The following is a 24,332-nucleotide window of genomic DNA, read 5'->3' as shown; positions in this document are numbered from 1 at the left end:
GGGCCGGTGCGGGGGTTGGTGGCGGTGTTCATCACGGTGATCAGGTGTTCGAACTGGTCCGTGGTGGCGAAGATTTCCAGGTGCTGCAGGCCGTGCCGGGGTTTGCGGAGGAAGGCGCCCTGGAGCTGGCGGAGCAGTTCCTCGGAGGGTTCGGCGCCGTCCTGGTCCAGCGCCCCGGCCCAGCTGCGGCTGACCCGGGCCAGGAAGTCGGCGTCGTTCTCGGCCGCGGTGCGGGTCAGGGCGTGCTCCATCGCCGCGACGGCCTCCGGGAGGCAGCTGTGCCGGACCCGGTCCAGGGCGAGCGTGATGACGGTCGCGGCCCGGGAGGCGACCTCGCCGGCCGCGAAGGCGGCTCCGAGCTCCGGGTGCACGGGCGGGATGGGCCGGCCGGCGAGTCCCTGCCGGGGCAGCAGCGTGTCGGCCAGGCAGAGCCGGCGCTTGGCCTCGGCGGCGCTGATCCGCAGCCGCGCCCGCAAAAAATCTGTAGCGTTCCGGTAGCCGTCATCCGCCGCAGCAGACATCCCAATTTGCCCGGAAAAGTCACCGCGGGGGCCAGTTCCGGCCCCGGCATGCGTCCCGCCGACAGGTGCGCCGTGAGCCCCGGCGTCGGAAACGGCATCAGCTCCCCCGCCGGCCCCTGCATCCGTCCCGCCGTCGGATTCCTGTTTCCAGCCCGTGAGCCAGCCCGCCTGGGCCGCTTCCTCACCCCAGCCGTGTGCGGCCGGCGCGGCGAACGCGGCTTGTTTGCGCGTCCGCTCTACCGCCGCCGCGGCAACGAGCTGGAAGTATTCGACCGTGCGGGACAGGTCCTCGACGTGGCCGGCAAAGTCCGCGGCCTCCCGCAAGCCAAACCAGGGGGAATCGACATCCGCAGCCGGGCTCGAAGCCCGCAGCGCCGCCAGCGCCGAGTCCACCGCCGCACCCGCGGCGCCCAGAGCGCCGCCGGCTGCGTCAGCCGCGCCGGGAACGGCGGCCAGGCGGGGATGCCGGGAGGACACAGCCGGGCCGGGCCACGGGGCCCGGTCCGGGATGAACTCTCCAATGGCTTCCATAACTAAACTCTGCCAGAGGGGTACGACAGACATAGCGGAAGCCATTCCTGCTGGCGCGTGACTCATATTGGGTGACTCCCGGCAGCGCACTTCAGAGCACCTGGAGCCCATAGGGCACGTCCGAGCACGTAACACTGCGTACGACCCCCGCCCTCCTACGGACCGGTGCGTGGCAAGCTGTAGGGATGGACAGCACAGCCGCTCCCCAAGTCGGGGAATCACCGTTCGCACCACTGCTGCCGGGCGATCCGCGCCGCCCGTTGGGCCCACGCGATCCTGGCGATGCCTGGGTCGATGGCGACCGGGGGCGGTTCTGGGGTCGGTTCGGTTCCGCCGGGCTTCTGGTCCACGACCCCGCCAAGGGGGTCCTGCTCCAGCACCGCGCCTTGTGGAGCCATCAGGGCGGCACTTGGGGGCTCCCCGGCGGCGCCCTGCACCAAGGGGAAGAAGCCATCCACGGCGCGTTGCGGGAAGCACACGAGGAAGCGGCCGTGCCTCCGGGGAATCTCCAGGTCCTGTTTACGTCGGTGTTCGACGTCGGCTACTGGTCTTACACCACCGTGGTGGCCGTTGCCCTGCAGCCGTTCGAGGCCGCGATCAGTGATGCGGAAAGTATCGAACTGCAGTGGGTGGGGATTGACGGCGTCGGCGGCAAGGAACTGCACCCGGGCTTCGCCGCGGCCTGGCCGGGGCTGCGCAGCAGGCTCACTGGGGCCCGGCGCATCGCCGGCCGCTTGTAATCAGCCGGAGTCAGTGGTCCCGGGGCGCGGGCCGTCGGCGGTACAGCCAGATGAGTCCCAGGATCGGCAGCAGGAGCGGGATGAATCCGTAGCCGCGGCCAAACAGGGACCATACTGTCTCGTGCGGGAAGTTCACCGAGTCGAACACGCTGAGTGCTCCCACCACCAGGACGCCCACAAGCTCCACCAGGACTGCCGCCACCGAGACCTTGAACGCGGTGCGCCCCGGCTTCGCCAGAGACACGGTGGCCACGACGTAGACGGCGGCGGCGACCGCGGACAGCAGGTACGCCAGCGGCGCCTCGGAAAACTTGGTGAGAATCTGGTAGCCGGCCCGGGCCGTCGCCGAAATCGCGAAGATGGCATAGACAGCAATCAGCAGCCGTCCCGGCCCGGTGTTGCGGGTATCGGTCGTCGCCGGCGCAGTGTCGGCGGATCCAGCGTCCGCCGGCCCAGTGGTCCGGGACGCCGGCGCCGCCGGGTTTCCGGTGCCGTCGTGCGGGGAGTTTGCGCTCACGTTTTCTGCCTCTTCCATCTCAATACCAGATCTGGTTCATGCGCGCCGCCATCACCAGGGCGGTGACGCCGACGGCGGCCAGGACAAAGTTGCTCCAGCGGGTCCGCTCCAGGATGGACCAGTACACGGCCCCAATCGGGAGGATCAGCGCCGTCGCCAGATAGCCCCAGAACTCCCAAGCCTCCCCCGCGATCCGCTCGCCGCTGGCCACCCGGACAATCGAACCCCCCAGATAGACCAGAAGGGCAAGTTCGACGGCGGCCACCGACAGTATCGTCGTGTCGTTAGGCGCCTTCTTCAGGAGGCCCGCGACGACGCAGATGATGCTGGAGAGCAGGCCAACCACCAGAATGATGTAGAAATACGCGTCCACTACTGGCCGGCCAGCTTTTCTGTGGGCTGCTTATCTGTTGCCTGCTTATCTGTGGCCGGCTTGCCGTTGCCGGGCTTTTCATTGCCGGGCTTTTCATTGCCGGGCTTTTCGTTATCCGGCGCGAAGACGAGCACTGGTTTGGCGTAGCTTCCCGCATCGGCCAGGAGGGCCACGAGCGAACCGTCCGGCGCGAACGCCGCTGCCGGTTTGTCCGCGGTCGCTGCCTCCGGTGTGCCTGCCGCTGCTCCGGCTCCGATCCTGCGGCCGAAGGAAATCTCAGTGGTTTCCGCCTCGCTGAGTTCACGGTTCGGCATCAGCGCCCGGGCGGCGTCCGAGATTTCCAGTACGTCCAGCGTCTCGGCCAATTGTTCGAGCGTATGTGCCTGATCAAGGGTGTATGGACCCACTTGAGTCCTCCGCAGTGCAGTCAGGTGGCCGCCGACGCCGAGAGCATCGCCGAGGTCGCGGGCCAGGGCACGGATGTAGGTACCGGAGGAGCACTCCACGGTGACGTCCACGTCGAGGGACTCGCCGTCGTGGACGGGACGGGTCTCGTGGATCTCAAAGCGGTGGATCGTCACCGGCCGGGCTGCGAGCTTGACCTCTTCACCGGACCGGACCCGGGCGTAGGCGCGTTCGCCGTTGACCTTGATGGCGCTGACGCTGCTGGGAACCTGCTCGATTTCCCCGGTCAGTGCCGCGACGCCGGCGCGGACGGCGTCTACGGTGACCCCGGCGGCGCTGCGGGTGGCGGTGACCTCGCCTTCGGCGTCGTCCGTCACGGTGGATTCACCGAGCCTGATGGTGGCGGTGTAGGTCTTGGACGTGCCCACGATGTAGGTCAGCAGCCGGGTGGCCTTGTTGATGCCCACCACCAGAACGCCGGTGGCCATCGGATCCAGTGTCCCGGCGTGGCCGACCTTTCGGGTACCGGCAATCCGCCGCATCCGTCCAACCACATCGTGGCTGGTCCAACCTTGCGGCTTGTCTACTATCACCAGTCCAGAAAGCACGCCTCCCAGTATATGCGGGCCAGCCCCGCCCCGACGCCCACAGTCCCGCCGCCACCGCGAACGCCGGGCGTTAGGATGGCAGACATGCCCGAGCTTGCCGCACATGTCCGCGACGTCCCGATTAACCAGATCCGCGAGATCACCGAAGCCGCCTGGGGAACGCCCGGTGCGATCGTGCTGAGTATCGGGGAGCCGGGCTTCGCAGTCCCCCGCCATGTCCTCGAGGCCGGCATGGCGTGCCTGGACCGGGACGAGACCAACTACACACCTAACGCCGGGATCCCCGCGCTGCGGGAGGCCTTCGCCGCCCGCTTCCGTGAACACAATGCGACGCCGGTCGGCGCGGAGCGCGTGTACGTGGTCGACGGCGCCCAGCAGGGCCTGCATTTCGCCATGAGCCTGTTGCTCTCCCCCGGGGATGAGATCCTCATCCCCAATCCCGGCTACCCCACCTTCGCGATGACGAGCAGCCTGCTGCACGCCGTTCCGGTCCGCTACCCGCTGTACCCGGAGCACGATTTCCAGCCACGGATCGAGGACATCGAGGCGCTCATCACGCCCCGAACCAAGGTGCTGATCCTGAATTCCCCGTCCAACCCGCTCGGCGCTGTCCTGGGCGAGGACCTGACCCGCCGGCTCGTGGAGCTGGCGAGGCGGCACGATCTGTGGGTCATCTCCGACGAATGCTACGAGGCGTTCACCTACGATGTCCCGCACGTCAGCCCGGCCCGCTTCGACAGTGACGTCCCGGGCGAAGCACGCGTTTTCACCTCGCTCACGCTCTCCAAAACCTACGGGCTGACGGGACTGCGGATCGGTGCGCTGATCTGCCCGCCGGGGCTGGAACAGAAGATGAACAACGTGATGGAGTCGATCGTGTCGTGCGTGGCCTCGCCGTCGCAGTACGCCGCGCTGGCAGCGCTGACCGGTCCGCAGGACTACGTCAGCCACGCCCATGCCCACTACCGGGCCAACCGCGACGCGGCCTCGGCGGTGCTGCGCGCCCACGGCATCCCCTACCTCGCGGCCCAAGGCGCGTTCTATTTGTGGGCGGACGTCTCGCATGCCAGTGGCGGGGATGTCCGGTCATGGACGCGCCGCTTCCTGGCGGACTCCGGGGTGGCCTTCGCCCCCGGCACGGCGTTCGGCTCGATCGGCGAGGGCTGGATCCGGATCGCGCTCTGCGGCAGACAGGCCGATTTGGTGGAGGGCCTCGGGCGCATCCCTGCACGCGAGCCGGCTGCGGGCACCGACAGGTCCACCGGCCCTATCGCCGGGCCGGCCGGCGCCCTAGCCTGAGCTCACGGCGCTTCCAGGCTGGCCCACTGTCCTGGCGTCGGACCTGGCCCGACAGGGCGCCGTGGATTTCCAGCCGAGGGAGTACATCGTGTGGTGGCAAGACCTGCTGTGGGGTTTCTGGAATGGGCTGACGGCATGGATCGTCCTGATCGCCCATGTATTCGGGTTCTGGAGTGAATTCCCGTTCTATAACTCCGCCCGCGCGGGGAACTGGTACGACTTCGGCTACCTCCTGGGCATGGGATCTCCCGTGCTGGGCGGCGGGCTGGGAGCCCGAGGACGCTCAAGACGCCGCTAGGCGGACAGTGCGGCGTCGAGCCAGCTGCGAAGGGCAGCCGACGGCGGCGCACCGGCCTGGCGCGCTGCCACCGCGCCGTTCTTGATGACGAGCAGCGTCGGGATGGCCTGGATATCGAATCTCCGGGACAATCCCGGGGAGCTGTCGACGTCGACCTTCACCAGCTTGAACTTTCCAGCCCGCTCCACGGCCAGCTTGTCCAGCACCGGGCTGACCATTCGGCACGGCCCACACCACGCCGCCCAGAAATCGACGAGAACCGGAACGGTGGATTGCTCCGCGACAACCGGGAAGTCGGCGTCGGACGCCGCCACGATCCAGGCAAGGTCCCGGCCGCAGTTGCCGCAGCGCGGGTGCCCGGCAGCGGCCGCGGGAATCCGGTTGGTCTTCCCGCAGTGCGGGCATTTGGTCAGGCTGGACTCCACGGCACTCCGCCACCTTTGCGCATAACTGCGGTCCTTGATGCTTCTATATTCGTCAACCGTGGCGCAGCCGTCCACCTCCACGCCGCTCCCGGACAGACTCGAGGCGGTTTTCACCCGGATCCCGGGTCACCGGCAACGGCAGCTGGATCTTTACGAACGGATACAACAGCAGGGGCCGGATCCGTTACCGGTTCCGGCCCCTGCTGTTGAAGGCATTCCTACTTGTTGCGGTCCTCATCGATTGCGTCGGTGTCGATGAGGTCCAGGTCCTCTTCGTCAAAGTCGTCCTCGTCGAGCTCCACGTCCTGCGGAGCGTCACTCTTGTAAGGATCGGCGTCGCCGGCGTGCTTGGCACTTTCGGCAAGTGCGGCCACCTCGGCGTCGCGCTTCTTCGCCGCCCGGAGCAGCTCCTCAAGGTTCGAGGCGTTGACGGGGATCTGGTCAGCCACGAACTCGAGCGTCGGAGTCAGCCGCACGGTGATGTTCCGCCCGACTTCCTGCCGCAGCACTCCCTTGGCCTTCTCCAGCCCCTTGGCGGCGTCGGCCTGGGCCACTTCGTCACCGAACACGGTGTAGTAAACAGTTGCGTGCTGCAGGTCGTTGGTCACCCGCGAGTCGGTCACGGTGACGCCTTCCAGGCGGGGATCCTTCACCCTCCGGCCCAGCGCCTCAGCAACGACAACCTTAATCCGCTGCGCCAACTTGGCAGCCCGTGCGGGATCAGCCATTTCCACTCCTAAAAATTTGGATGTACGACGGCGCTGTAACGGCTGCCGTACACCAGTTGGGTTTTCATGCCACGCGCCTAAGGCGAGTCTACGACGGACTCCCGTTGGATTCTTCCGGCGGCCCTTTGGAGCCGTGGAGGGGGCCCGGGAGTGGCATCGGGCCTGCCGGAGCTGGGTGGCCGACGTCGTAAGACGTCGGCCACCCAGCGTAGGGGCGGGGCCCCCTCTACGGCGGAAAAGTGCAGGGCCGCCGGAAAATCCAACGGCCCCGCACCTGTACTGCTAAACCAACCTAGACGCGCGGCTTCTCGCGCATCTCGAAGGTCTCGATGATGTCACCTTCGGTGATGTCGTTGAACGAGCCAAGACCGATACCACACTCGAAGTCCGTGCGGACCTCGGTTGCGTCGTCCTTGAAGCGCTTGAGCGTCTCAACGGTGAGGTTGTCACCGATGATCTTGCCGTCGCGGCTGATGCGGGCCTTGGCGTTGCGCCGGATAACACCGGAGCGGACGATCGAGCCTGCAATGTTGCCGAACTTGGAGGAACGGAACACTTCGCGGACCTCGGCGGTGCCAAGCTGGACCTCTTCGTACTCCGGCTTGAGCATGCCCTTGAGGGCTGCCTCGATGTCATCGATTGCTGCGTAGATGACGGAGTAGAAGCGCATGTCCACGCCTTCGCGGTCTGCCAGTTCGGCAACACGCTCGGCGGGCTTGACGTTGAAGCCGATGATGACGGCGCTGTCGACCGTTGCCAGGTTGACGTCGTTCTGCGTGATCGCACCGACACCGCGGTGGATGACGCGGAGCTGGACACCCTCGCCGACGTCGATCTTGAGCAGCGCGTCTTCGAGGGCTTCCACGGCACCGGACACGTCACCCTTGAGGATGAGGTTGAGGGTGTCGATCTTGCCATCGGCGACGGCCTGGTCGAAGTCTTCCAGGCTGATGCGCTTGCGGCGCTTGGCCAGGGCGGCGTTGCGGTCGGCAGCTTCACGCTTCTCGGCGATCTGGCGGGCGGTACGCTCGTCAGCGGTCACGAAGAAGGTGTCACCGGCGCGCGGGACGTTGGACAGACCCAGCACCTGCACGGGGCGGGACGGGCCGGCCTCGGTCAGGGCGCTGCCGTCGTCGTCGAACATCGCACGGACGCGGCCGTGGGCCGTGCCTGCCACGATGGTGTCGCCGACGTGCAGGGTACCGGACTGAACCAGGACGGTGGCCACGGAACCGCGGCCCTTGTCCAGGTTGGCTTCAATCGCGATACCGCGGGCGTCCTTGTTCGGGTTGGCGCGCATGTCCAGGGCAGCGTCTGCGGTGAGCAGAACGGCGCCGAGGAGCTCGTCGATGTTCAGGTTCTGGCGGGCGGAGACCTCCACGAACATGGTGTCGCCACCGTATTCTTCCGGAACCAGGCCGTACTCGGTCAGCTGGCCGCGGACCTTGTCCGGGTTGGCGCCTTCCTTGTCGATCTTGTTCACGGCCACGACGATCGGCACGTTGGCCGCCTGGGCGTGGTTGAGGGCTTCAACGGTCTGCGGCATGACGCCGTCGTCCGCTGCGACCACCAGGATGGCGATGTCGGTGACCTTCGCACCACGGGCACGCATGGCGGTGAACGCCTCGTGGCCCGGAGTATCGATGAAGGTGATTTTGCGATCGATGCCTTCGTGGGCGTGGGTGACCTGGTAGGCACCGATGTGCTGCGTGATACCGCCGTGCTCGCCCGCCATAACGTCGGACTTGCGGATGGCATCGAGCAGTCGGGTCTTACCGTGGTCAACGTGACCCATGACGGTGACAACCGGAGGACGTGCCTCGAGGTCTTCATCGCCTTCGGCTTCCAGTTCGGCGTCGAAGTCGATGTCGAAGGTGGAGAGCAGCTCGCGCTCCTCGTCCTCCGGGGACACAACCTGGAGCTTGTAGCCAAGCTCCTCGCCGAGCAGGGCGAAGGTCTCTTCATCCAGCGACTGCGTGGCCGTGGCCATTTCGCCGAGGTGGAAGAGGACCGTCACCAGTGCTGCCGGGTTTGCCTCGATCTTGTCGGCAAAGTCCGTGATGGACGAGCCACGGCGAAGCCGGACTACGGTGTTGCCGTCGCCGCGGGGTACGCTCACGCCACCCAGCGACGGAGCGCTCATCTGCTCCAGTTCCTGACGCTTGGCACGCTTCGACTTGCGCTGCTTGCCACGGCCTGCGCCGCCCTTACCGAAGGCGCCCTGGGTGCCGCCGCGACCGCGACCGCCCTTACCAAAGCCACCACCGGCCGGAGCGCCGCCACCGGCACCGGGAGCACCGGTACCCGGAGCGCCACCCGGACGGCCCGGACCACGGCCTCCGCCGCCGGGACGGCCGGCACCAGCGGGTGCGGGACGTTCGGTGCGGTTAGGCATCATGCCGGGAGTCGGGCGGTTGCCGCCGGCTCCTGCCGGACGACCGGCGCCGGGAGCGCCGGCCGGACGCGGGGCGCCGGGGCGGGGGCCGCCTGCGCCTGCTGCCGGACGGGGACCACCCGGACGGGGGCCGCCAGCGCCTGCTGCGGGGCGCGGACCACCGGGGCGTTCACCCTCGGTGCGGCTTCCGCCCGGACGGGGCATTCCCTGGGAAGGAGCGAACGGGTTGTTGCCCGGACGCGAGGGACGTTCGTTGTCGCCGCCGCGGCCGCGGGGCATGCCCTGGGACGTGGCGAACGGGTTGTTGCCGGGACGGGGACCGCCCGGACGCGGTGCAGAACCACCCTGGCGTGCCGGAGCAGCCGGGGTTTCGGCCTTAGGGGCCGGACGCGCGCCGGGCTTGACGCCCGTCGACGGAGCGGCCGGGGCCTGGGCAGCGGGGGCTGCCGGAGCCTGGGCGGCGGGGGCTGCCGGAGCGGCGGGCGCGGCGGCAGGTGCCGCAGCGGCCGGAGCCGGAGCTTCAGCCTTGGGTGCTGCAGCCGCCGGCGCTGCGGGCGCAGCGGGGCCGGGTGCAGGCGCCGGACGGGTCGCTGCCGGGCTGGCAGATGCCTGGGGGGCGGACGCCGGAGCTTCGGACTTCGAAGCTGCGGGGGCGTCGGGGTAAGCGTTGCGCAGTTTCCGCACAACGGGAGCCTCGATTGTTGACGAGGCGGAGCGAACGAATTCGCCCAGTTCCTGCAGTTTGGTTACTGCATCTTTGGAAGTAATACCGAGCTCTTTAGCAAGCTCATGTACGCGGACCTTGGCCACATTTCTCCTGTCTCGGTCCGCACCGAGCCAGGCACGAACCGTCTACTTCTTACTGCGGGCCTCCGCCGCGAATGCAGCTGAAAGGCCCATTGCAGAGCGCAACAAAGTTGTCATCGTTGCGCACTCATCGCTGGGAACTCATCGGGTTTCCATCAGTTTTCTGACCCGCTTTCAGGTTGGACGGTTGTTGCTGCGGCCACCGGGGTGCCCACGGCTTCCGTGCCGGCAGTGATCCGGCGTTCAACATCGGCCGTACCGGCTGCGCCGTTGAGGGCGCGGCCGAACGCTCGACGTTTGACCGCCAGTGCCAGGCACTTTTCGCTGGGGTGCAGCCATGCTCCCCGGCCAGCCATCCGGCGTCGTTCATCCACTACGACGGCGGACGAACCACCGGCGCCGGCGACGAGCCGGAGTAACTCCGACCGCGATCCTTTTTGTCGGCATCCGATACAGGTGCGCTGCGGCTGATTCCCGAGGTGTTGCACATGTGCCACGTTCGAGTATCTTCCTGCCAGTACAGCTGCTTGGTGAATCACCGCGTCCCGGGAATCCGGGAAAAACCCAGACGCGCCAAAGACACACGGATACCGGCCGTTAGGCGCGGTCATGTCTATTCTAGCCCCTCCGGCGCCCGGGTCCCGAACCCAGGCATGCCGGTCAGCTTGGAAATCACGGCTAACCCGTGAGAGCGCACACAGGCCGCGGGCCGCGATGGCGGCCCGCAGCCCGTGTTCGTGCGCGTGTTCGTGCGCTTGCGCGTTTGCGCTATTTGCCGGTGTTGACGGCGGCGTCGGAGACGATGTCGATTCGCCATCCCGTGAGCTTGGCGGCGAGACGGGCGTTCTGGCCCTCTTTGCCGATGGCGAGGGAGAGCTGGTAGTCGGGAACGACCACCCGGGCCGAACGCGTCGCCTCGTCGGTGATTGTGACCGAATTCACGCGCGACGGCGAGAGGGCGCTGGCGATGAAGGTCGCAGGATCGTCGTTGTAGTCAACGATGTCGATCTTCTCGTCGTTCAGTTCAGTCATGACCGCCCGGACACGCGAACCCATTTCACCGATGCAGGCGCCCTTGGCGTTCACGCCGGGGGTGTTTGCCTTCACGGCGATCTTGGTGCGGTGGCCGGCTTCGCGGGCAAGCGCCACGATCTCGACCGAACGGTCCGCGATCTCGGGAACTTCGAGTTCGAAGAGCTTCCGGACGAGCCCGGGGTGGGAGCGCGACAGCGTGATGGACGGGCCCTTGGTGCCGCGGTGGACGTCGATCACGAAAGCGCGCAGCCGGTTGCCGTGGATGTACTTCTCGCCGGGAACCTGCTCGGGCGGCGGCAGCAGTGCCTCCACCGTGCCCAGGTTCACCTGGATCATGTGCGGGTTGTTGCCCTGCTGGATGGTGCCGGCGACAAGCTCACCTTCACGGCCCTTGAACTGGCCCAGCACGTTGTCGTCCTCAGCGTCCCGGAGGCGCTGCAGGATGATCTGCCGTGCGGTGCTCGCCGCGATGCGTCCGAAGCCCGCGGGGGTGTCCTCGAACTCGCCGATCGGGGCGCCGTCGTCGTCGATCTCGGTGGCCCAGATGGTCACGTGGCCGCTCTTGCGGTCGAGCTCGGCCCGGGCCTTTTCGAAGGCGCCGGGGGTCTTGTGATAGGCCACGAGCAGTGCCTGCTCGATTGTGGGAATCAGGAGATCCAGCGGGATTTCACGCTCACGCTCCAGGAGTCTCAGTGCGCTCATGTCAATATCCATCAGGCCTCCTCAGAAGGTCCATTGTTTGCTTTTTCCAAGCCGGCCTCTTCGAGGTGGCTGAACTCTATCTCGACTTTTCCGCTGCGGATCCTGTCGAAAGGAAGCTTGACGGGTTCACCCTGTTTGGGCTTCATGCCCTTCTTGACGGCAATTTCCGGAACGAGGGTGACTCCCCCATCGTCCACGGACTGGACCCTGCCGGTGACGTTGTCGCCTTGGATCACGTTCACGTTGACCATCCGCCCGCGGGCGCGGTGCCAGTGCCGCTCCTCTGTCAGTGGACGGCCGACGCCGGGTGAAGAGACTTCGAGCTCATAGGGGCGCGCGTCCATGCTGGGGTCGTTGTCCAGGGTGTCCGAGAGGGTCTTGGAGATCTCGGCGATGACGTCGAGCCCGACGCCCCCGGTCTCCTCCTGCGGCAGGTCCACCACTACGTGGACCACCCGGTTGGCGCCGGCGACATGGATGGATACGTCCTCCAGGTACAGCCGGTTCGCCAGCACTGCGGGTTCCAGGAGTGCGTGAAGGCGCTCGGCCTCGACATTTTGAACGGTTGCGGCTTCAGCCTTTCCCGTCCCGGTCCGGTCTGTTGAAGTCGTGGCTTCTGCGTTGGTCATGATGCCGGCCGCCTCCCGCTAGATGATGTTGTGTGTACTAGCCTAGCGATTTTCCGGGCGGCGTGGTGCACGCAGTTCCGGGCCGGCATGACAACATGGTCTGTTGTGAAAGACGACACCAGGGAAAAGCGATGGCAGGATCACTTTCCCCGGTCGCTCCCCCGCTATGTGCTTCTGGTGTGCCTCGCCCTGGTGGTGGTGAGCCTGGGGGTGGTCCTGACGCCGGCCAGGCCGCCGGAGCCTGCGGCGCCGCCCTTTTCTGAGCAGGCGCGCGCCGCCGCACTGGCCGAAACCCGGCAACTGCTGGACGCCGGCAGCCAGCTTGGCACCGCGGCCCGGGCCGGTTCAAAAGACAGCCCGGCCGAGGGCGCGGATGGCCGTCCGGCCGCTGCCGGGAATCCCGCCATCGGGCGGACTGTGACCTTGCTGACACTCCAGGCGCAAGCGCTGCTGGCGCCCGGAGAAAGTCCTGCGGACCCGGCCGGCGCGGCCGCCGCCTCCGGCCGGGCAACGCCCCCGGCAGCGTCCTACGCCGCATCGACTCAGTCCGCTTCCGGAGCGCCCGGCTCCGGGGCGTCCGCCGCACCTCTTCCGGCGACCGCAGCCGGGCTGGTGGCGGCCTTGGCAGACAGCGGCCGCCAGCGCCTTGCGGACGCTGCCAAGGCCGACGGCGGCATGGCACGGCTGTTGGCCGCCGTCGGCACCGCTCAGCTGCTGCAGGCGTCCGCCCTCGCCGCCGGCACCGGAACGGCGGCGCCGGCAGCCGACGTAACCTCGCCGCAGGTGTCCGGGACCTGCCCGTCGCCGTCCCCGACGGCGCCTTCCACAGAGGGTCCGGCCGCAGCAGAACCGTCCACAGCAGCTCAGCCCGAAGGAGAGCCATCCGCGGCCGCGTCCAGCCTCGGCGGCGCCCTGGCGTCGGCTGCGCGGACCGAGGCGCAGACCATCTACGGCTACCAGGTGGCGCTGACCCGGCTCGGTGGCGACGCGGCGAAATCCGCGGCCGAGGAACTGGCCCATCATGACGCGCTCCTTGGCGCCGTGGAATCCCTGAGCCGGCTGCACTGTTCCGCGGTGCCACCACGCGAGGCGGGCTACGCGCTGGCGCCGTCCTTCCTGACCTCCCCCGCCGCCGGCCTCGGCGACCTGGAAGCCGCCGCCCTGCCGGTCTATGGCGACCTCGTGGCGCTGAGTGAGGGCGGGACCCGGCAGTGGGCCATCGCTGCCCTGTTCGGGTCTGCGAAGCGGGCGGTGCAGTGGGGTGCGGATTCCGGCGCCCTGCCGGGCCTGGACAGGGCCTCGATGCCGACGCGGCCGGCGGGCGAAACGCCGTCGCAGCCCGCGGGCTGAACGCCGGAGCAAGCCTCGGCTTATTTTGGTAAGCCTTGGAATACTGGCATGCCCCGGCGCCGGGTGATTTGCTGTAGGCATGGAAACGACCGGCGCCGCAACCCAGCACGAGAACGAGCCGCACCACAATGACATCGCACACCGCCTCAATTGGCTCCGCGCGGGCGTTCTGGGGGCCAATGACGGCATCGTATCCGTCGCAGCGATCGTCGTCGGCGTCGCCGGCGCCACCACCGACACCGGAGCAATCCTGCTCGCGGGCGCCGCGGGCGTGGTGGGCGGCGCTATCTCGATGGCGCTCGGGGAATATGTCTCCGTCAGCAGCCAGAAGGACAGCCAGCACGCCTTGATCGAAAAGGAGCGCCGGGAACTGGAGGAACAGCCGGAGGAAGAGCTCGAGGAGCTCGCGGCGATCTACCAGGGCAAGGGCCTCAGCCCCGCGACCGCACGGACGGTGGCCAAGGAACTGACGGCGCACGACGCGCTCGGCGCGCACCTCTCAGCCGAACTCCATATTGACGAGACCGACATCGTGAGCCCCTGGCACGCGGCGTTCGCTTCTGCCATCGCGTTCCTCGCCGGTGCAATCCTGCCCATGCTGGCCATCCTGCTGCCGCCGGAAAGCATCAGGATTCCGCTGACCTTCGTGGCCGTGCTCGTGGCGTTGGCCGCCACCGGCGCCGTGGGCGCGTGGATTGGCGGCGGCTCAAAGCTCAAAGCAGCGATCCGCGTGGTGATTGGCGGCGCCGTGGCGCTGGTGGCAACCTTCGCGATCGGCAACGCGCTCGGCGCGAGCGGCATCGTCTAAAGGCCCCCCGGTCCCAGAGGAATCATCCGAGGCCCGCCAACGCGGCGGCGGCCCCTCCGGCCCTACGATAGGTCCCGTGAACGCGATCCCAGACGTCCCCATCCCGCCTGATCTTTCCCGCCGGTACGCCCGTACCCCTGCGGGACGCACCTGGCTGGCGACACTTCCTGACCTGATCGGGCGATTCCTCGACCAGTGGGACCTGGAGCCGGATCTGGAACCGGGTGCCCTTCCCTGGAACGGGCACGGCGGCGTCGTCATTCCCGTGCGGCGCCGGGACGGGCAGGGGTCCCCGGGCAAGGGCGAGGCAGCCGTGCTGAAGCTGGCTTTTCCGCATGAGGAGGCCACCCGCGAACACCACGCCCTCGCCCTGTGGGGAGGGCACGGCGCCGTCAGGCTGCTGGCCGCCGACGCCGGTTCCTGCGCCCTGCTCCTGGAGCGCCTGGACGCGTGCCGCTCCCTCCTGGATGTCCCGCTGGACACGGCGGTGACCGCGTGGGGCGCCGTGGTCCGCCAGCTCAGCGTGGTCCCGGACGGCCGGCCGGAGTGGCGGGAAATCGACCACGTGGCGGCACGGGCCGAGCGGTGGAGCGATGAATTCCCGGAGGCGTGGGAACACCTCGGGCGGCCGTTCCCACGCTGGCTGCTCGAAGCGGCGCTGGAGGTCTGCCAGACCCGCGGCGCCGTGGGCCGGCGGTCCGGCAAAGACGTCCTGGTCCACGCGGACCTGCACTATTTGAACGTGCTGGCCCGGCCGGGCGTCCCGGACCCTGGAACCCGGAAGGAAACACCGCCGCTGGAGTACGCTGCGATTGATCCCCAGCCCATGATCGGGGAGGCGGAGTTCGCGGTGGCCCCGGTGCTGTGGAACAGGCTCCGGGAACTGCCGCAGCAGGATCCCGGGCGGGCCCTGCTGGCGCGGTGCGGGGATTTCAGTGCCGCAGCCGGGCTCGACGCCGAAGCCGCCCGGCAGTGGAGCCTGGCGCGCGAGGTTGAGAACGCCCTCTGGTATGCCTCGCAGCGCCACTATGACGGCGATCTGGCCCGATCGCTGTGGGTGGCGAGCACGCTGGCGGGCCGGACGCTTCCCGGCCTGCCCGCCCCGCAGGAACTGCCCGATCCGGGCCAGGACATGGCCCACTGGGCGGCGGACCAGCACTAGCCGCAGCCGGCTCCTTCAGCACTTGGCGATCCGGGGACTTTTGGCTCTTCCCCGACCGGGGGTGCCGGGGAGAAGGCTGGACACATGCACGAACCCCGTGGCGGGCGCTCAGCCGCCGAACCTGCTGGGCAGAAGGGTCGGGACAATGACGATCCTTTCCTCCGGTATGCCGCCCGCTTCGAGCGGCCCATCGTGGAGATCAAGAGTATGCTCCGCGGCTCCGTTACCTCCCCGGCCGAGATCGCCCGTGCGCTCGGCTTGCCCGCCGCAGCGGCCGAGGGACCGGCATCGTTTTTCGCCGACTTCTCCGCGCCGCACGGAACCCGGCACATCCGGGCATGCGGTGCAGCCGCCTGCTTCGCGGCGTCCGGCGGCAGGCACATGGCGGAAGTGGAAGCGGCGCTGGGAGTGGAGGCGGGGAGCCGAAGCGGGGACGGCGCCGTATCGCTCCAGGAAGTGCGCTGCCTGGGCTACTGCTTCGGCGGACCGGCAGCCCTCGACGGCGAGGACGCGTGTGCAGGGCCCGACCTGGCGGCCCAATTGCAGGGGTCGTCACCGCGGAAGGCGCCGCCCATCCCGGTGTCCTGTGACAGTGCGTACGCTGTGGTGACCGCCGGGCTGCTGGGAGCCTCGACGCCATGGTCGGCCTGGCCCGGCGTCGTCGCCGCAGGAACACCTGAAGATGTCCTCAGCCAGGTCGAATCCGCCCGTCTGAAGGGACGGGGCGGAGCCGGCTTCCGCGTCGCCGCCAAATGGCGGGCCGCACTGGAACACCCTTCACCGCGGGTGGTTGTGGCCAACGGTGATGAGGGCGACCCCGGTTCCTTTGCGGACCGCTTGCTCATGGAACAGGACCCGCACCGGGTGCTCGAAGGCCTCGCCCTGGCCTGCTTCGCTGTCCGCGCGGAAACCGGCGTCGTGTTTGTCCGCTCAGAGTATCCCCACGCCGTCGCCCGCCTGAAGGAAGCGCTGCTCGAGGCACGCGCTGCCGGGCACCTCGGCCCGGACGCGGGAGGCAGCGGATCCAGCCTGGAGATCCACGTAGCTGTTGGCGCGGGGTCGTATGTCTCCGGCGAGGAAACGGCCCTGTTGAACGGGCTCGAAGGCCTGCGCGGCGTCGTGCGGCCCCGCCCGCCGTTTCCCACCGCACGGGGGCTCCACGGACGGCCCACCGTAGTCAACAACGTGGAAACACTCAGTGCGGTGCCGTGGATAGTGCAGCACGGCGGAGCCGCATACGCCGCGATGGGGACCGCGGACGAGGCCGGCACGGTGGTCGCCTGCCTGTCCGAACGGTTTCTCCGGCCCGGCGCCTACGAGGTGGAGATCGGCACGCCGGTCCGGCGGATCGTGGAAGATCTCGGCGGCGGGCTTCGGGACGGGGCAGCGATGCGTGCACTGCAAATCGGCGGCCCCCTGGGCGGCTTCCTCGGCCCCGCCGACCTGGACGTGCCCCTGAGCGATGCCGCCCTCACCAGCCGGGGAGCGGCCCTCGGCCACGCAGGGATCGTCGCCTTCGATGACAGGCTTTCGGGCGAGCAGGTGCTGCGGAACCTGTGGGACTTTGCGGCGGCGGAGAGCTGCGGGCAGTGCTCGCCCTGCCGGGTGGGGACATGGCGCGGCCGGGCCCTGTCGGAGCGGCCTGACGGGCCGGATATCCGCCGGGAACGCGGCGAGGTGCTGCGCACGATGGCGGCGGGCAGCCTGTGCGCTTTCGGCCGCCGGGTGCCGTCCGCGGTGTTAAGCCTCGCCCGCGTCTACGGCCTGGACGGATGGCCGTCGTGAAACTCGTTGTCGACGGCCGACTGGTCGAGGTCGCGGCCGGAGCCACGCTGCTCGATGCTGTGCGGGCGGCCGGCCTGGCCCTCCCGACGTTGTGCCACGATGACCGGCTCACCACCGTGGCCTCGTGCCGTACGTGCCTGGTCGACATCACCGGCCGGGGCCCGGCCGCCGCCTGCAGCACCCCGGCGGAGGACGGATTGCGCGTCGCCGTCGAGGCGTCCCGGGCGTTGCGGCGGGATGCCCTGCGGGCCATCGTCGCGGGGCTGCCGACCCGGGCGCTGGACGTCCCGGCCGACCGCAGCGAACTGGCCCGGCAATGCGCCGACTACGGGGTGACTGCCCCGTCTGGTGCCGTCACGCCGCCGGAGCGCGGACTTGACCACTCCCACCCGTACGTCAAGCTTGACCGAGATCTCTGTATTGCCTGCGGGCGGTGTGTCCGCGCCTGCGCGGAGATCCAGGGCACGTTCGCCCTGACCCTCACGGGCCGCGGAGCCGGCACGGTGGTGGCGCCGGGCACCGGTGGTCCCTGGGCGGAGTCCGACTGTGTCTCGTGCGGGGCGTGCGTGGATACGTGTCCCACCGGCGCCCTGTCCGAGCCCGGGCTGCTCAACCTGCTGCCGATCGAACGGCAGACCCGGACCACCTGCGGGTATTGTGGCGTCGGCTGCACCCTGGAGGTCTCCACCCGTGACAACGTGATCATGACCGTCCGGCCCGCCGGTGAGGGCTCAGTGAATCGCGGCCACGCGTGTGTCAAGGGACGGTTCGCCCACGGGTTCCTGGGTTCAACAGACCGTCTGACAACCCCGCTGATCCGCAGGAACGGAACCCTGGCGCCCGCGTCGTGGGAGGCCGCAACGGGTTACGTGGCCGCCAGGCTTGCCGGGATCCGGGACGCGGACCCGGGCGGATTCGCCGTCATCTCCTCGGCCCGGGCCACCAACGAGGAGAACTATCTGGCCCAGAAATTCGCCCGGGCAGTCATGGGGACAAACAACGTGGACAACTGCGCCCGGCTCTGTCACGCCCCCTCGGCGGCCGGCCTGGCCGCCACGTTTGGTCTGGGCGGCGGCACGAATGCATTCGATGACCTCGACCGGTGCGACGTGATCCTCCTGGTTGGCGCGAATCCGACGGCGGCGCACCCCGTTGTCGGTTCACGGATCTTCCAGCGGGTCATGGACGGCGCCCGCCTGGTGGTGGTGGATCCCCGGCGCACGTTCCTGGCCCGGCACGCCGACGTCCACCTGCGGCCCCGGCCGGGAACCAACGTGGCCGTGTTCAACGGCCTGGCCCACGTCCTGGTCCGCGAGGGGCTCGTGGACTCCGCCTTCCTTGATACCCACACCAACGGCTATGACGAGCTGCTCGGGTTGCTCGAGGACTACCCGCCGGAACGCGTAGCCGAAATCTCCGGTGTCCCGGCGCACGACCTCGTGCGCGCCGCCGTGATGTACGGTCAGGCACTGGTCCCGGCGATCTTCTACGGACTCGGCGTGACCGAACACCGGCACGGCACGGACGGTGTCCGGACCCTGTCCAACCTGGCACTCCTGCGCGGTGCCGTCGGGCCGGGTGCCGGCGGTGGGGTGAACCCGCTGCGCGGGCAAAACAACGTCCAGGGTGCGTCTGACATGGGGGCTCTGCCTGACCTGCTGCCCGGCTACCAGAAGGTCTTGGACCCGGCAGCGCGGACCCGCTGCGCCGAGGCCTGGCGGGCCGATGTGCCGTCGCGGCCAGGGCTTCGGATCCCGCAGATGTTCGCGGCCGCCCGGGACGGGGCGTTGCAGGCGCTGTGGGTGATCGGGGAGGACGTGCTCGCCACCGATCCTGACAGCGCTTCGGTGCGGGCGGCCCTGGCTGCCTGCCCGCTGGTGATCTGCAACGATCTGTTCCTCTCCCCCACGGCCGCCGCAGCGGACGTCGTCTTTCCCGTGGCCGCCTGGCTCGAGAAGGACGGCACGTTCGTCAACTTCGACCGGCGCTTCCAGCGGGTCAGGGCCGCCGTGGCGCCCCCGGCCGGCGTCCGCACAGACTTCGCGGTGCTGCACGCCGTCGCGGCCGGCATGGGGGCGGACCTTGGATGCCCCACACCGGAGGAGGCCATGGCGGAGTGCGCCAGCCTGGCGCCGCTGTTCGGCGGAATATCCCACGCACGCCTGGACCGGGACGGCCCGCTGCATTGGCCGTGCGGGTCCGCCGTTTCCCCCGGAACACCTCGGCTCTATCAGGACCGGTTCGCCACCCCGGACGGTCTGGCACACCTGGCCGCGCGGCCGTACCTGCCGCCGGGCGAGCAGTGCGACGCGGCCTATCCGTACCTGCTCGTCACCGGGCGCAGGGCGGAGCATTACAACTCCGGCAGCATGACCCGCCGGACCGACAACCTGGTCCTGCTCCCCGACGAAACGATCGACGTCGAGCCCGGGGACGCGGCGGCGCTGGGACTGAATGATGGCGATACTGTCCGGCTGGACAGCCGGCATGGAATGGCGGTCCTGCGGCTCAGGATCACGGACGATGTGGAACCCGGTCAGGTGTTCGCGGGCTTCCATTTCCCCGGCGCAACAGTCAACAGCCTCACCTCTGCCGTGGAGGACGAGGTAACGGGGTGCCCTGAATACAAGGTGACCGCGGTCCGCATCTCCGCGCACGCGTAACTCGCTAACCCCCGCAGTCAGCCCCGCACCGCCGCCAGCGCGTCGCGGACGGCGTCGACGGCGACTCTGACGTCGGCGTCGTCCGTGCTCCAGTTGCTCACCGAAATCCGCAGGATATCGCGGTCCTGCCAGCGTGACCCGGACATCCAGACCCGGCCATCAGCCATGACCCTCTCCGTCACGGCCCGGGTCACGGCGTCGTCGCCAAACGCCAGGGACACCTGGGTGTAGTCGACGTCGTTGAGCACCTCCACGCCGTCCAGCGCCCCGAGCTGCTCGGCCAACTGCGCGGCCCGCTGCACGAGCGTGCGGACCTGGCTGGCGACGCCGTCGCGGCCCAGGGATTTCAGCGCCGCCCACACCGGGACGCCCCGCGCGCGGCGGGAGAGCTCAGGCACGGACTCGAACGGGTCCCCGGCACCGTCCGCGGCCTGGATCAGGTAGCTGGTGTGCAGCCCCATCGCCGACCGCAGGGCCTGGGCGTCGCGCACGATCACGATCCCGCAGTCGTACGGGACGTTGAGGGTCTTGTGCGCATCCGTCCCCCACGAATCGGCCAGCCCGAGTCCCGCGGTCAGGGCGGACAACTCGGGCACGGCGGCCGCCCAGAGTCCGAAAGCCCCGTCCACGTGCACCCAGGCGCCGTGCGCCTTCGCGACGGCGATGGCCTCGGCGAAGGGGTCGAAGGCGCCCGAATGCAGGTTGCCGGCCTGCAGGCACACCAGGGCCGGGACCGGGCGGCTGTCCTCCCCCGCACGGAGCGCAAGGTCCAGGGCGCAATCCAGCTCGGCCGGGATGATGCGCCCCTGGCGGTCGGACGGCACCACGGTGGGACGTCCCAGGCCCAGGTAGCGCAGGCCGAGGTCGATGGTGTCGTGCCGTTCCTGCCCCGCAAAGCAGCGGATCCGGGGCGCACCGGCGAGGCCGTCGCCGTCGAGGTCCCAGCCGGCGTCGGCCATGAGCCGCCAGCGGGCGGCGGCGAGGCCGGTGAAGTTGGCCATGGTGGCGCCGGTGGCGAAGCCGACGTCGGACTCCCCGGGCAGACCCAGCAGCTCAAGGATCCATTTGCCGGCGGCTTCCTCGATCGCGGCGGTGGCGGGCGTGGCGAAGCGCAGCCCCGCGTTTTGGTCCCAGGCGCTGAGCAGCCAGTCGGCCGCCAGGGCCGCCGGCAGCGTGCCGCCGATGACCCAGCCGAAGAACCGCCCGGACGGCATGGCCATCAGCCCGGGTTCGGCCTTGGCCGCAAGATAGTCCACCACTTCCGCCGCCGGCATGCCCTCTTTGGGCAGCGGTCCGCCGAAGTCGGCCGCCAGCTCGGCCGCCGTGACCTGCGGCCCGATTCGGCGTGTTCCCTGGCTCTCAAGCCACCGGCGTGCGTGTCCGGCCGCGGCCTCGAGGGCATCCCGGTAGCGTTCCTCACCTGCTGACATAGCTGCATGCTACGCCCGGGGCCAGCGGACCGGGAGTCCCATGCGGGTTGCCGCGGAACCAGGCGGCTTAGGACAGGTTGTCCTGCCAGACGTCGGAACCGAGCTTGATGATCAGCGCGCCCACCACCACCAGGAACACGATCCGGATGAACTTGCTCCCCTGCCGGACCGCAGTCCGGGCACCGAGGTAGCCGCCGGCCATGTTCGCCATGCCCAGCAGCAGCCCGAGCCCCCACAGCACGGCGCCGTGCGGAACAAAGAACAGCAGGGCGCCGGCGTTGGTGGCCACGTTCACGATCTTGGCCTTGGCGCTGGCCTCCAGGAAGGCGTAGCCCATGGCCGAGACGAGGGCGATGATCAGGAACGAACCGGTGCCGGGACCGATCAGGCCGTCGTAGAAGCCGATCACGCCGCCGATCAGGCAGGCCACCACGTAGTGCCGGTGCCCCTCGTGGCGCAGCTTGGTCAGCTCACCGATGCCGGGCTGGAAGGCGGTGAAGAGCGCGACGGCGATCAGCGCCAGCACGATGATCGGCTTGAACACGCTGGCCGGCAGGTTGGCGGCCAGCGCCGCACCGCCGTAGCTGCCCGCCAGCGCGATCGCTGCCATGGGCAGGGCGGTGCGCAGATCGGGCCGGACGCGGCGGTAGTACGTGGCCGCGCTGGTGCTGGTGCCGAAGATGGACCCCATCTTGTTGGTCGCCAGTGCCTGGACCGGGCTGATGCCCGGCACCAGGAGCATCGCCGGGAGCTGGATGAGCCCGCCGCCGCCGACGACGGCGTCGACCCATCCGGCCGCCAGGCCGGCCACGACGATCAGGATGACAGTTCCGAGCTGGATCGATTCGAGTCCGGAGACCATTGCCTAGTACGGCTTAGTACGGCGCCCGGGGCGGCGCGGCATCAGCTGTTGCGCACGGCGTTGACCACGTAGTCAACAGCCTTGTCAACGGCTACATTCTCGGCACTGCCGCTGCGGCGGTCCTTGATCTCCACGACGCCGTCCACGAGTCCGCGCCCGACGGCGAGGATGGTGGGGACGCCGACGAGTTCGGCGTCGCCGAACTTCACGCCGGGGGAAACCTTGGGGCGGTCGTCATAGATGACGTCCAGGCCGGCAGCCTCGAGCTCCAGGGACAGTTTTTCGGCGGCGGCGAAGATCTCCTCGCCGCGGCCCACGGCCACAACGTGGACGTCGGCGGGAGCGACGGCGCGCGGCCAGACCAGGCCCCGGTCGTCGTGGTTGGACTCTGCCAGGGCCGCCACGGCGCGGGTGACGCCGACGCCGTAGGAGCCCATGGTCACCACCACCTGCTTGCCGTTCTGGTCCAGGACTTTCAGGTCCAGGGCGGCGGCGTACTTCCGGCCCAGCTGGAAGATGTGGCCCATTTCGATGCCGCGGGCGGTTTCGAGGGGACCGGAACCGTCGGGAGCCTCGTCGCCGGCGCGCACCTCGGTGCACTCGATGACTCCGTCCCAGCCGAAGTCGCGTCCGGCGACGAGGCCGAAGACGTGCTTGCCGGCCTCGTTGGCGCCGGTGACCCAGGCAGAGCCGCTGACGACGCGGGGATCCACGAGGTAGAGCAGCTTTGCGGCGCCCTCGCTGCCCAGCAGCGGCGCGTCCAGGGACATGCCGGGGCCGAGGTAGCCCTTGACGATCAGGGGCTGCTTCTTGAGGTCGTCCTCATTGGCGGCTTCGAGCGTGATCTCGCCGGCAATCGGCAGGAAGGACCCGATGTTCGCCTCGACGCGCTTGAGGTCCACACCGCGGTCTCCGGGGAGGCCGATGACGACGATCTGGCGTTCGCCGGTGGGCAGCGTCACGGCGAGGACGACGTTCTTGAGCGTGTCGGCGGCGGTCCAGGGGCCGCCGTCGGCCTCTGTGCGCGGAACCAGCACGTTGGCGGCGTCGACGAGGGTTTCGATGGTGGGGGTGTCCGGGGTGTCCCGGACTTCGGCGGCCGGGGCGTTGCTGAAGTCGATGTCCGCGGGGACCACGGTGGTGACGGCCTCGACGTTGGCCGCGTAGCCGCCGGCCGAGCGCACGAAGGTGTCCTCACCGATCTCGGTGGGGTGCAGGAATTCCTCGCTCTTGGACCCGCCCATGGCCCCGGCGGTGGCAGCAACCGGAATCACTTCGAGGCCGAGGCGCTCGAAGATCTTCAGGTACGCGCCGCGGTGGGCGGCGTAGCTGTCGTCCAGGCCGGCGTCGTCGACGTCGAAGGAGTAGGAATCCTTCATGATGAATTCGCGGCCGCGCAGCAGGCCTGCGCGGGGACGCGCCTCGTCGCGGTACTTGTTCTGGATCTGGTAAATGCTCAGCGGCAGGTCCTTGTACGAGGAGTACAGGTCCTTGACCAGCAGGGTGAACATTTCCTCGTGCGTGGGGGCCAGAAGGTAGTCGTTGCCCTTGCGGTCCTTGAGCCGGAAGATGCCCTCGCCGTATTCGGTCCAGCGGTTCGTGGCCTCGTAGGGTTCCTTGGGCAGCAGCGCCGGGAAGTGGACTTCCTGGGCTCCGATGGCGGTCATTTCCTCGCGGATGACCTGCTCCACTTTGCGCAGCACACTGAGCCCCAGCGGCAGCCAGGTGTAGATGCCGGGCGCGGCCCGCCGGATGTAGCCGGCGCGGACCAGGAGCCGGTGGCTGGCCACCTCGGCGTCGGCGGGATCTTCGCGCAGGGTGCGCAGGAACAGCTTGGAGAGTCGAAGGACCACAGGTGGGGTATCCGTTTCTGGGGAAGTGCGGGCAAAGCCTTAGAAAAGCATCTAGGTACTAATCTACCGTCCGGAGCGCACCGCTTTGCCGCGCCGGCCCCGCTGCGGCCCCGCTTCTCCTCCGCTTCTCCCCCGCTTCTGCCCCGCTTTTCCCCCGCTTCCGCGGAGCGCGGCGCATGGAAGAGCCACGCCATAACTGATGGAAGCCCCTGGCCGTTTTCCGGCTGGTCATCCCGTCATGGCGTGGCTCCGTGGCCCCAGCACCCCCAGATCTCAGGCTGCGAGCTACTTGGTGTCGTCTCCAGGCGTTGTCTTCCCCGGAAAATGCGTTGGGGAGTGTGCGCGCCTATGCGACACGGCTAGGTAGAACCTATGTGACATGCGGCCGGGAAGCAATAGTCTGCAA

At 68.9% G+C, this 24,332-nt stretch carries 21 protein-coding genes; 8 read left to right on the top strand and 13 right to left on the bottom strand.

The genetic code is table 11. The features are described 5' to 3' along the window. Positions 1 to 1,052: DUF222 domain-containing protein (locus AC1DNG_RS09635; protein WP_476887231.1), on the bottom strand; the 1,052-nt coding region annotated here is incomplete at its 3' end. Positions 1,053 to 1,237: 185 nt separating this feature from the next. Here AC1DNG_RS09635 and AC1DNG_RS09630 point away from each other — a divergent pair. Further along, positions 1,238 to 1,792 carry an NUDIX domain-containing protein gene (locus AC1DNG_RS09630; RefSeq protein ID WP_476856443.1) on the top strand — a complete coding sequence of 185 codons (555 nt, stop codon included), beginning with the start codon at positions 1,238 to 1,240 and terminating at the stop codon, positions 1,790 to 1,792. A gap of 10 nt (positions 1,793 to 1,802) precedes the next feature. Here AC1DNG_RS09630 and AC1DNG_RS09625 read toward each other — a convergent pair whose 3' ends face one another. The 3 genes from AC1DNG_RS09625 to truB are packed head-to-tail and all read right to left on the bottom strand — an operon-like array spanning position 1,803 to position 3,695. Beyond that, complete coding sequence (locus tag AC1DNG_RS09625; protein WP_476887230.1) at positions 1,803 to 2,327, bottom strand: hypothetical protein; 525 nt, start codon at positions 2,325 to 2,327, stop codon at positions 1,803 to 1,805. A gap of 1 nt (position 2,328) precedes the next feature. Next, complete coding sequence (locus tag AC1DNG_RS09620) at positions 2,329 to 2,682, bottom strand: hypothetical protein (protein ID WP_230012044.1); 354 nt, start codon at positions 2,680 to 2,682, stop codon at positions 2,329 to 2,331. Then, entirely contained in the window at positions 2,682 to 3,695 is a 1,014-nt protein-coding gene (gene truB, locus AC1DNG_RS09615) for a tRNA pseudouridine(55) synthase TruB (protein ID WP_476887229.1), read from the bottom strand. The genes AC1DNG_RS09620 and truB overlap by 1 nt, the downstream gene beginning before the upstream one ends. An 84-nt stretch (positions 3,696 to 3,779) precedes the next feature. On the opposite strand from truB, the gene AC1DNG_RS09610 reads away from it, so the two are divergent. Both AC1DNG_RS09610 and AC1DNG_RS09605 read left to right on the top strand, forming a co-directional pair. After that, positions 3,780 to 4,994 (top strand): pyridoxal phosphate-dependent aminotransferase, encoded by a 1,215-nt coding sequence (locus AC1DNG_RS09610; protein ID WP_476887228.1) that lies wholly within the window; start codon positions 3,780 to 3,782, stop codon positions 4,992 to 4,994. A gap of 88 nt (positions 4,995 to 5,082) precedes the next feature. Next, complete coding sequence (locus AC1DNG_RS09605) at positions 5,083 to 5,292, top strand: hypothetical protein (protein ID WP_028278246.1); 210 nt, start codon at positions 5,083 to 5,085, stop codon at positions 5,290 to 5,292. Here the strand turns inward: AC1DNG_RS09605 and trxA are convergent. The 6 genes from trxA to AC1DNG_RS09575 all read right to left on the bottom strand — a co-directional run bounded on the left by trxA (position 5,289) and on the right by AC1DNG_RS09575 (position 12,013). Next, the gene (gene trxA / locus AC1DNG_RS09600) at positions 5,289 to 5,717 is read right to left on the bottom strand and encodes a thioredoxin (protein ID WP_223914219.1); all 429 of its coding nucleotides are present in this window, start codon (positions 5,715 to 5,717) and stop codon (positions 5,289 to 5,291) included. The two genes, AC1DNG_RS09605 and trxA, sit on opposite strands and share 4 nt — an antisense overlap. A gap of 218 nt (positions 5,718 to 5,935) precedes the next feature. Beyond that, positions 5,936 to 6,445 (bottom strand): 30S ribosome-binding factor RbfA, encoded by a 510-nt coding sequence (rbfA, locus tag AC1DNG_RS09595; protein WP_476887227.1) that lies wholly within the window; start codon positions 6,443 to 6,445, stop codon positions 5,936 to 5,938. Positions 6,446 to 6,737: 292 nt separating this feature from the next. Continuing rightward, a complete protein-coding gene (infB, locus tag AC1DNG_RS09590) occupies positions 6,738 to 9,650 on the bottom strand; it encodes a translation initiation factor IF-2 (RefSeq protein ID WP_223914021.1) in 2,913 nt (970 codons plus the stop codon). A 152-nt stretch (positions 9,651 to 9,802) separates the two neighbouring features. After that, the gene (locus AC1DNG_RS09585) at positions 9,803 to 10,258 is read right to left on the bottom strand and encodes a YlxR family protein (RefSeq protein WP_476859050.1); all 456 of its coding nucleotides are present in this window, start codon (positions 10,256 to 10,258) and stop codon (positions 9,803 to 9,805) included. Between the two features lie 157 nt (positions 10,259 to 10,415). Then, positions 10,416 to 11,396 (bottom strand): transcription termination factor NusA, encoded by a 981-nt coding sequence (gene nusA / locus AC1DNG_RS09580; protein WP_018774503.1) that lies wholly within the window; start codon positions 11,394 to 11,396, stop codon positions 10,416 to 10,418. Then, positions 11,396 to 12,013, bottom strand: coding sequence for a ribosome maturation factor RimP (locus AC1DNG_RS09575; protein WP_028277119.1), 618 nt, complete (start codon positions 12,011 to 12,013; stop codon positions 11,396 to 11,398). The genes nusA and AC1DNG_RS09575 overlap by 1 nt, the downstream gene beginning before the upstream one ends. Before the next feature lie 105 nt (positions 12,014 to 12,118). On the opposite strand from AC1DNG_RS09575, the gene AC1DNG_RS09570 reads away from it, so the two are divergent. The 5 genes from AC1DNG_RS09570 (at position 12,119) to fdhF (ending at position 19,781) form a co-directional block, all read left to right on the top strand. Next, complete coding sequence (locus tag AC1DNG_RS09570; protein ID WP_476887226.1) at positions 12,119 to 13,363, top strand: DUF4439 domain-containing protein; 1,245 nt, start codon at positions 12,119 to 12,121, stop codon at positions 13,361 to 13,363. Between the two features lie 79 nt (positions 13,364 to 13,442). Next, positions 13,443 to 14,171, top strand: a complete 729-nt coding sequence (locus AC1DNG_RS09565; protein WP_223914023.1) for a VIT1/CCC1 transporter family protein — start codon at positions 13,443 to 13,445, stop codon at positions 14,169 to 14,171. Positions 14,172 to 14,247: 76 nt separating this feature from the next. After that, on the top strand, positions 14,248 to 15,333 hold the full coding sequence (locus AC1DNG_RS09560; protein WP_476887225.1) for an aminoglycoside phosphotransferase family protein: 1,086 nt from the start codon (positions 14,248 to 14,250) through the stop codon (positions 15,331 to 15,333). Positions 15,334 to 15,417: 84 nt separating this feature from the next. Next, a complete protein-coding gene (locus tag AC1DNG_RS09555; protein WP_476887224.1) occupies positions 15,418 to 17,118 on the top strand; it encodes an NAD(P)H-dependent oxidoreductase subunit E in 1,701 nt (566 codons plus the stop codon). Further along, positions 17,106 to 19,781, top strand: a complete 2,676-nt coding sequence (gene fdhF, locus AC1DNG_RS09550; RefSeq protein WP_476887223.1) for a formate dehydrogenase subunit alpha — start codon at positions 17,106 to 17,108, stop codon at positions 19,779 to 19,781. The genes AC1DNG_RS09555 and fdhF overlap by 13 nt, the downstream gene beginning before the upstream one ends. Before the next feature lie 17 nt (positions 19,782 to 19,798). On the opposite strand, the gene AC1DNG_RS09545 is transcribed toward fdhF, so the two are convergent. The 3 genes from AC1DNG_RS09545 to AC1DNG_RS09535 all read right to left on the bottom strand — a co-directional run bounded on the left by AC1DNG_RS09545 (position 19,799) and on the right by AC1DNG_RS09535 (position 23,926). Further along, entirely contained in the window at positions 19,799 to 21,211 is a 1,413-nt protein-coding gene (locus AC1DNG_RS09545; RefSeq protein ID WP_476859055.1) for a pyridoxal phosphate-dependent decarboxylase family protein, read from the bottom strand. A 67-nt stretch (positions 21,212 to 21,278) separates the two neighbouring features. Beyond that, positions 21,279 to 22,073, bottom strand: a complete 795-nt coding sequence (locus tag AC1DNG_RS09540) for a sulfite exporter TauE/SafE family protein (protein WP_028277113.1) — start codon at positions 22,071 to 22,073, stop codon at positions 21,279 to 21,281. A gap of 41 nt (positions 22,074 to 22,114) precedes the next feature. Then, positions 22,115 to 23,926, bottom strand: coding sequence for a proline--tRNA ligase (locus tag AC1DNG_RS09535; RefSeq protein WP_476849421.1), 1,812 nt, complete (start codon positions 23,924 to 23,926; stop codon positions 22,115 to 22,117). Positions 23,927 to 24,332 lie beyond the last annotated feature (406 nt).

The sequence above is a fragment of the Arthrobacter sp. 01T425 genome, assembly GCF_056398725.1.
Note: the sequence above shows the minus strand (reverse complement) of the source record. Positions and strands in the feature narration are given on the sequence as shown.

Excerpts from the sequence above, each read along its gene's own strand:
- AC1DNG_RS09630 (WP_476856443.1), top strand. The coding sequence starts at position 1,238 with ATGGACAGCACAGCCGCTCCCCAAGTCGGGGAATCACCGTTCGCACCA.
- fdhF (WP_476887223.1), top strand. The coding sequence starts at position 17,106 with ATGGCCGTCGTGAAACTCGTTGTCGACGGCCGACTGGTCGAGGTCGCG.
- AC1DNG_RS09610 (WP_476887228.1), top strand. The coding sequence starts at position 3,780 with ATGCCCGAGCTTGCCGCACATGTCCGCGACGTCCCGATTAACCAGATC.
- AC1DNG_RS09575 (WP_028277119.1), bottom strand. The coding sequence starts at position 12,013 with ATGACCAACGCAGAAGCCACGACTTCAACAGACCGGACCGGGACGGGA.
- nusA (WP_018774503.1), bottom strand. The coding sequence starts at position 11,396 with ATGGATATTGACATGAGCGCACTGAGACTCCTGGAGCGTGAGCGTGAA.
- AC1DNG_RS09585 (WP_476859050.1), bottom strand. The coding sequence starts at position 10,258 with ATGACCGCGCCTAACGGCCGGTATCCGTGTGTCTTTGGCGCGTCTGGG.
- rbfA (WP_476887227.1), bottom strand. The coding sequence starts at position 6,445 with ATGGCTGATCCCGCACGGGCTGCCAAGTTGGCGCAGCGGATTAAGGTT.
- AC1DNG_RS09540 (WP_028277113.1), bottom strand. The coding sequence starts at position 22,073 with ATGGTCTCCGGACTCGAATCGATCCAGCTCGGAACTGTCATCCTGATC.
- AC1DNG_RS09565 (WP_223914023.1), top strand. The coding sequence starts at position 13,443 with ATGGAAACGACCGGCGCCGCAACCCAGCACGAGAACGAGCCGCACCAC.
- AC1DNG_RS09555 (WP_476887224.1), top strand. The coding sequence starts at position 15,418 with ATGCACGAACCCCGTGGCGGGCGCTCAGCCGCCGAACCTGCTGGGCAG.
- AC1DNG_RS09545 (WP_476859055.1), bottom strand. The coding sequence starts at position 21,211 with ATGTCAGCAGGTGAGGAACGCTACCGGGATGCCCTCGAGGCCGCGGCC.
- AC1DNG_RS09625 (WP_476887230.1), bottom strand. The coding sequence starts at position 2,327 with ATGGAAGAGGCAGAAAACGTGAGCGCAAACTCCCCGCACGACGGCACC.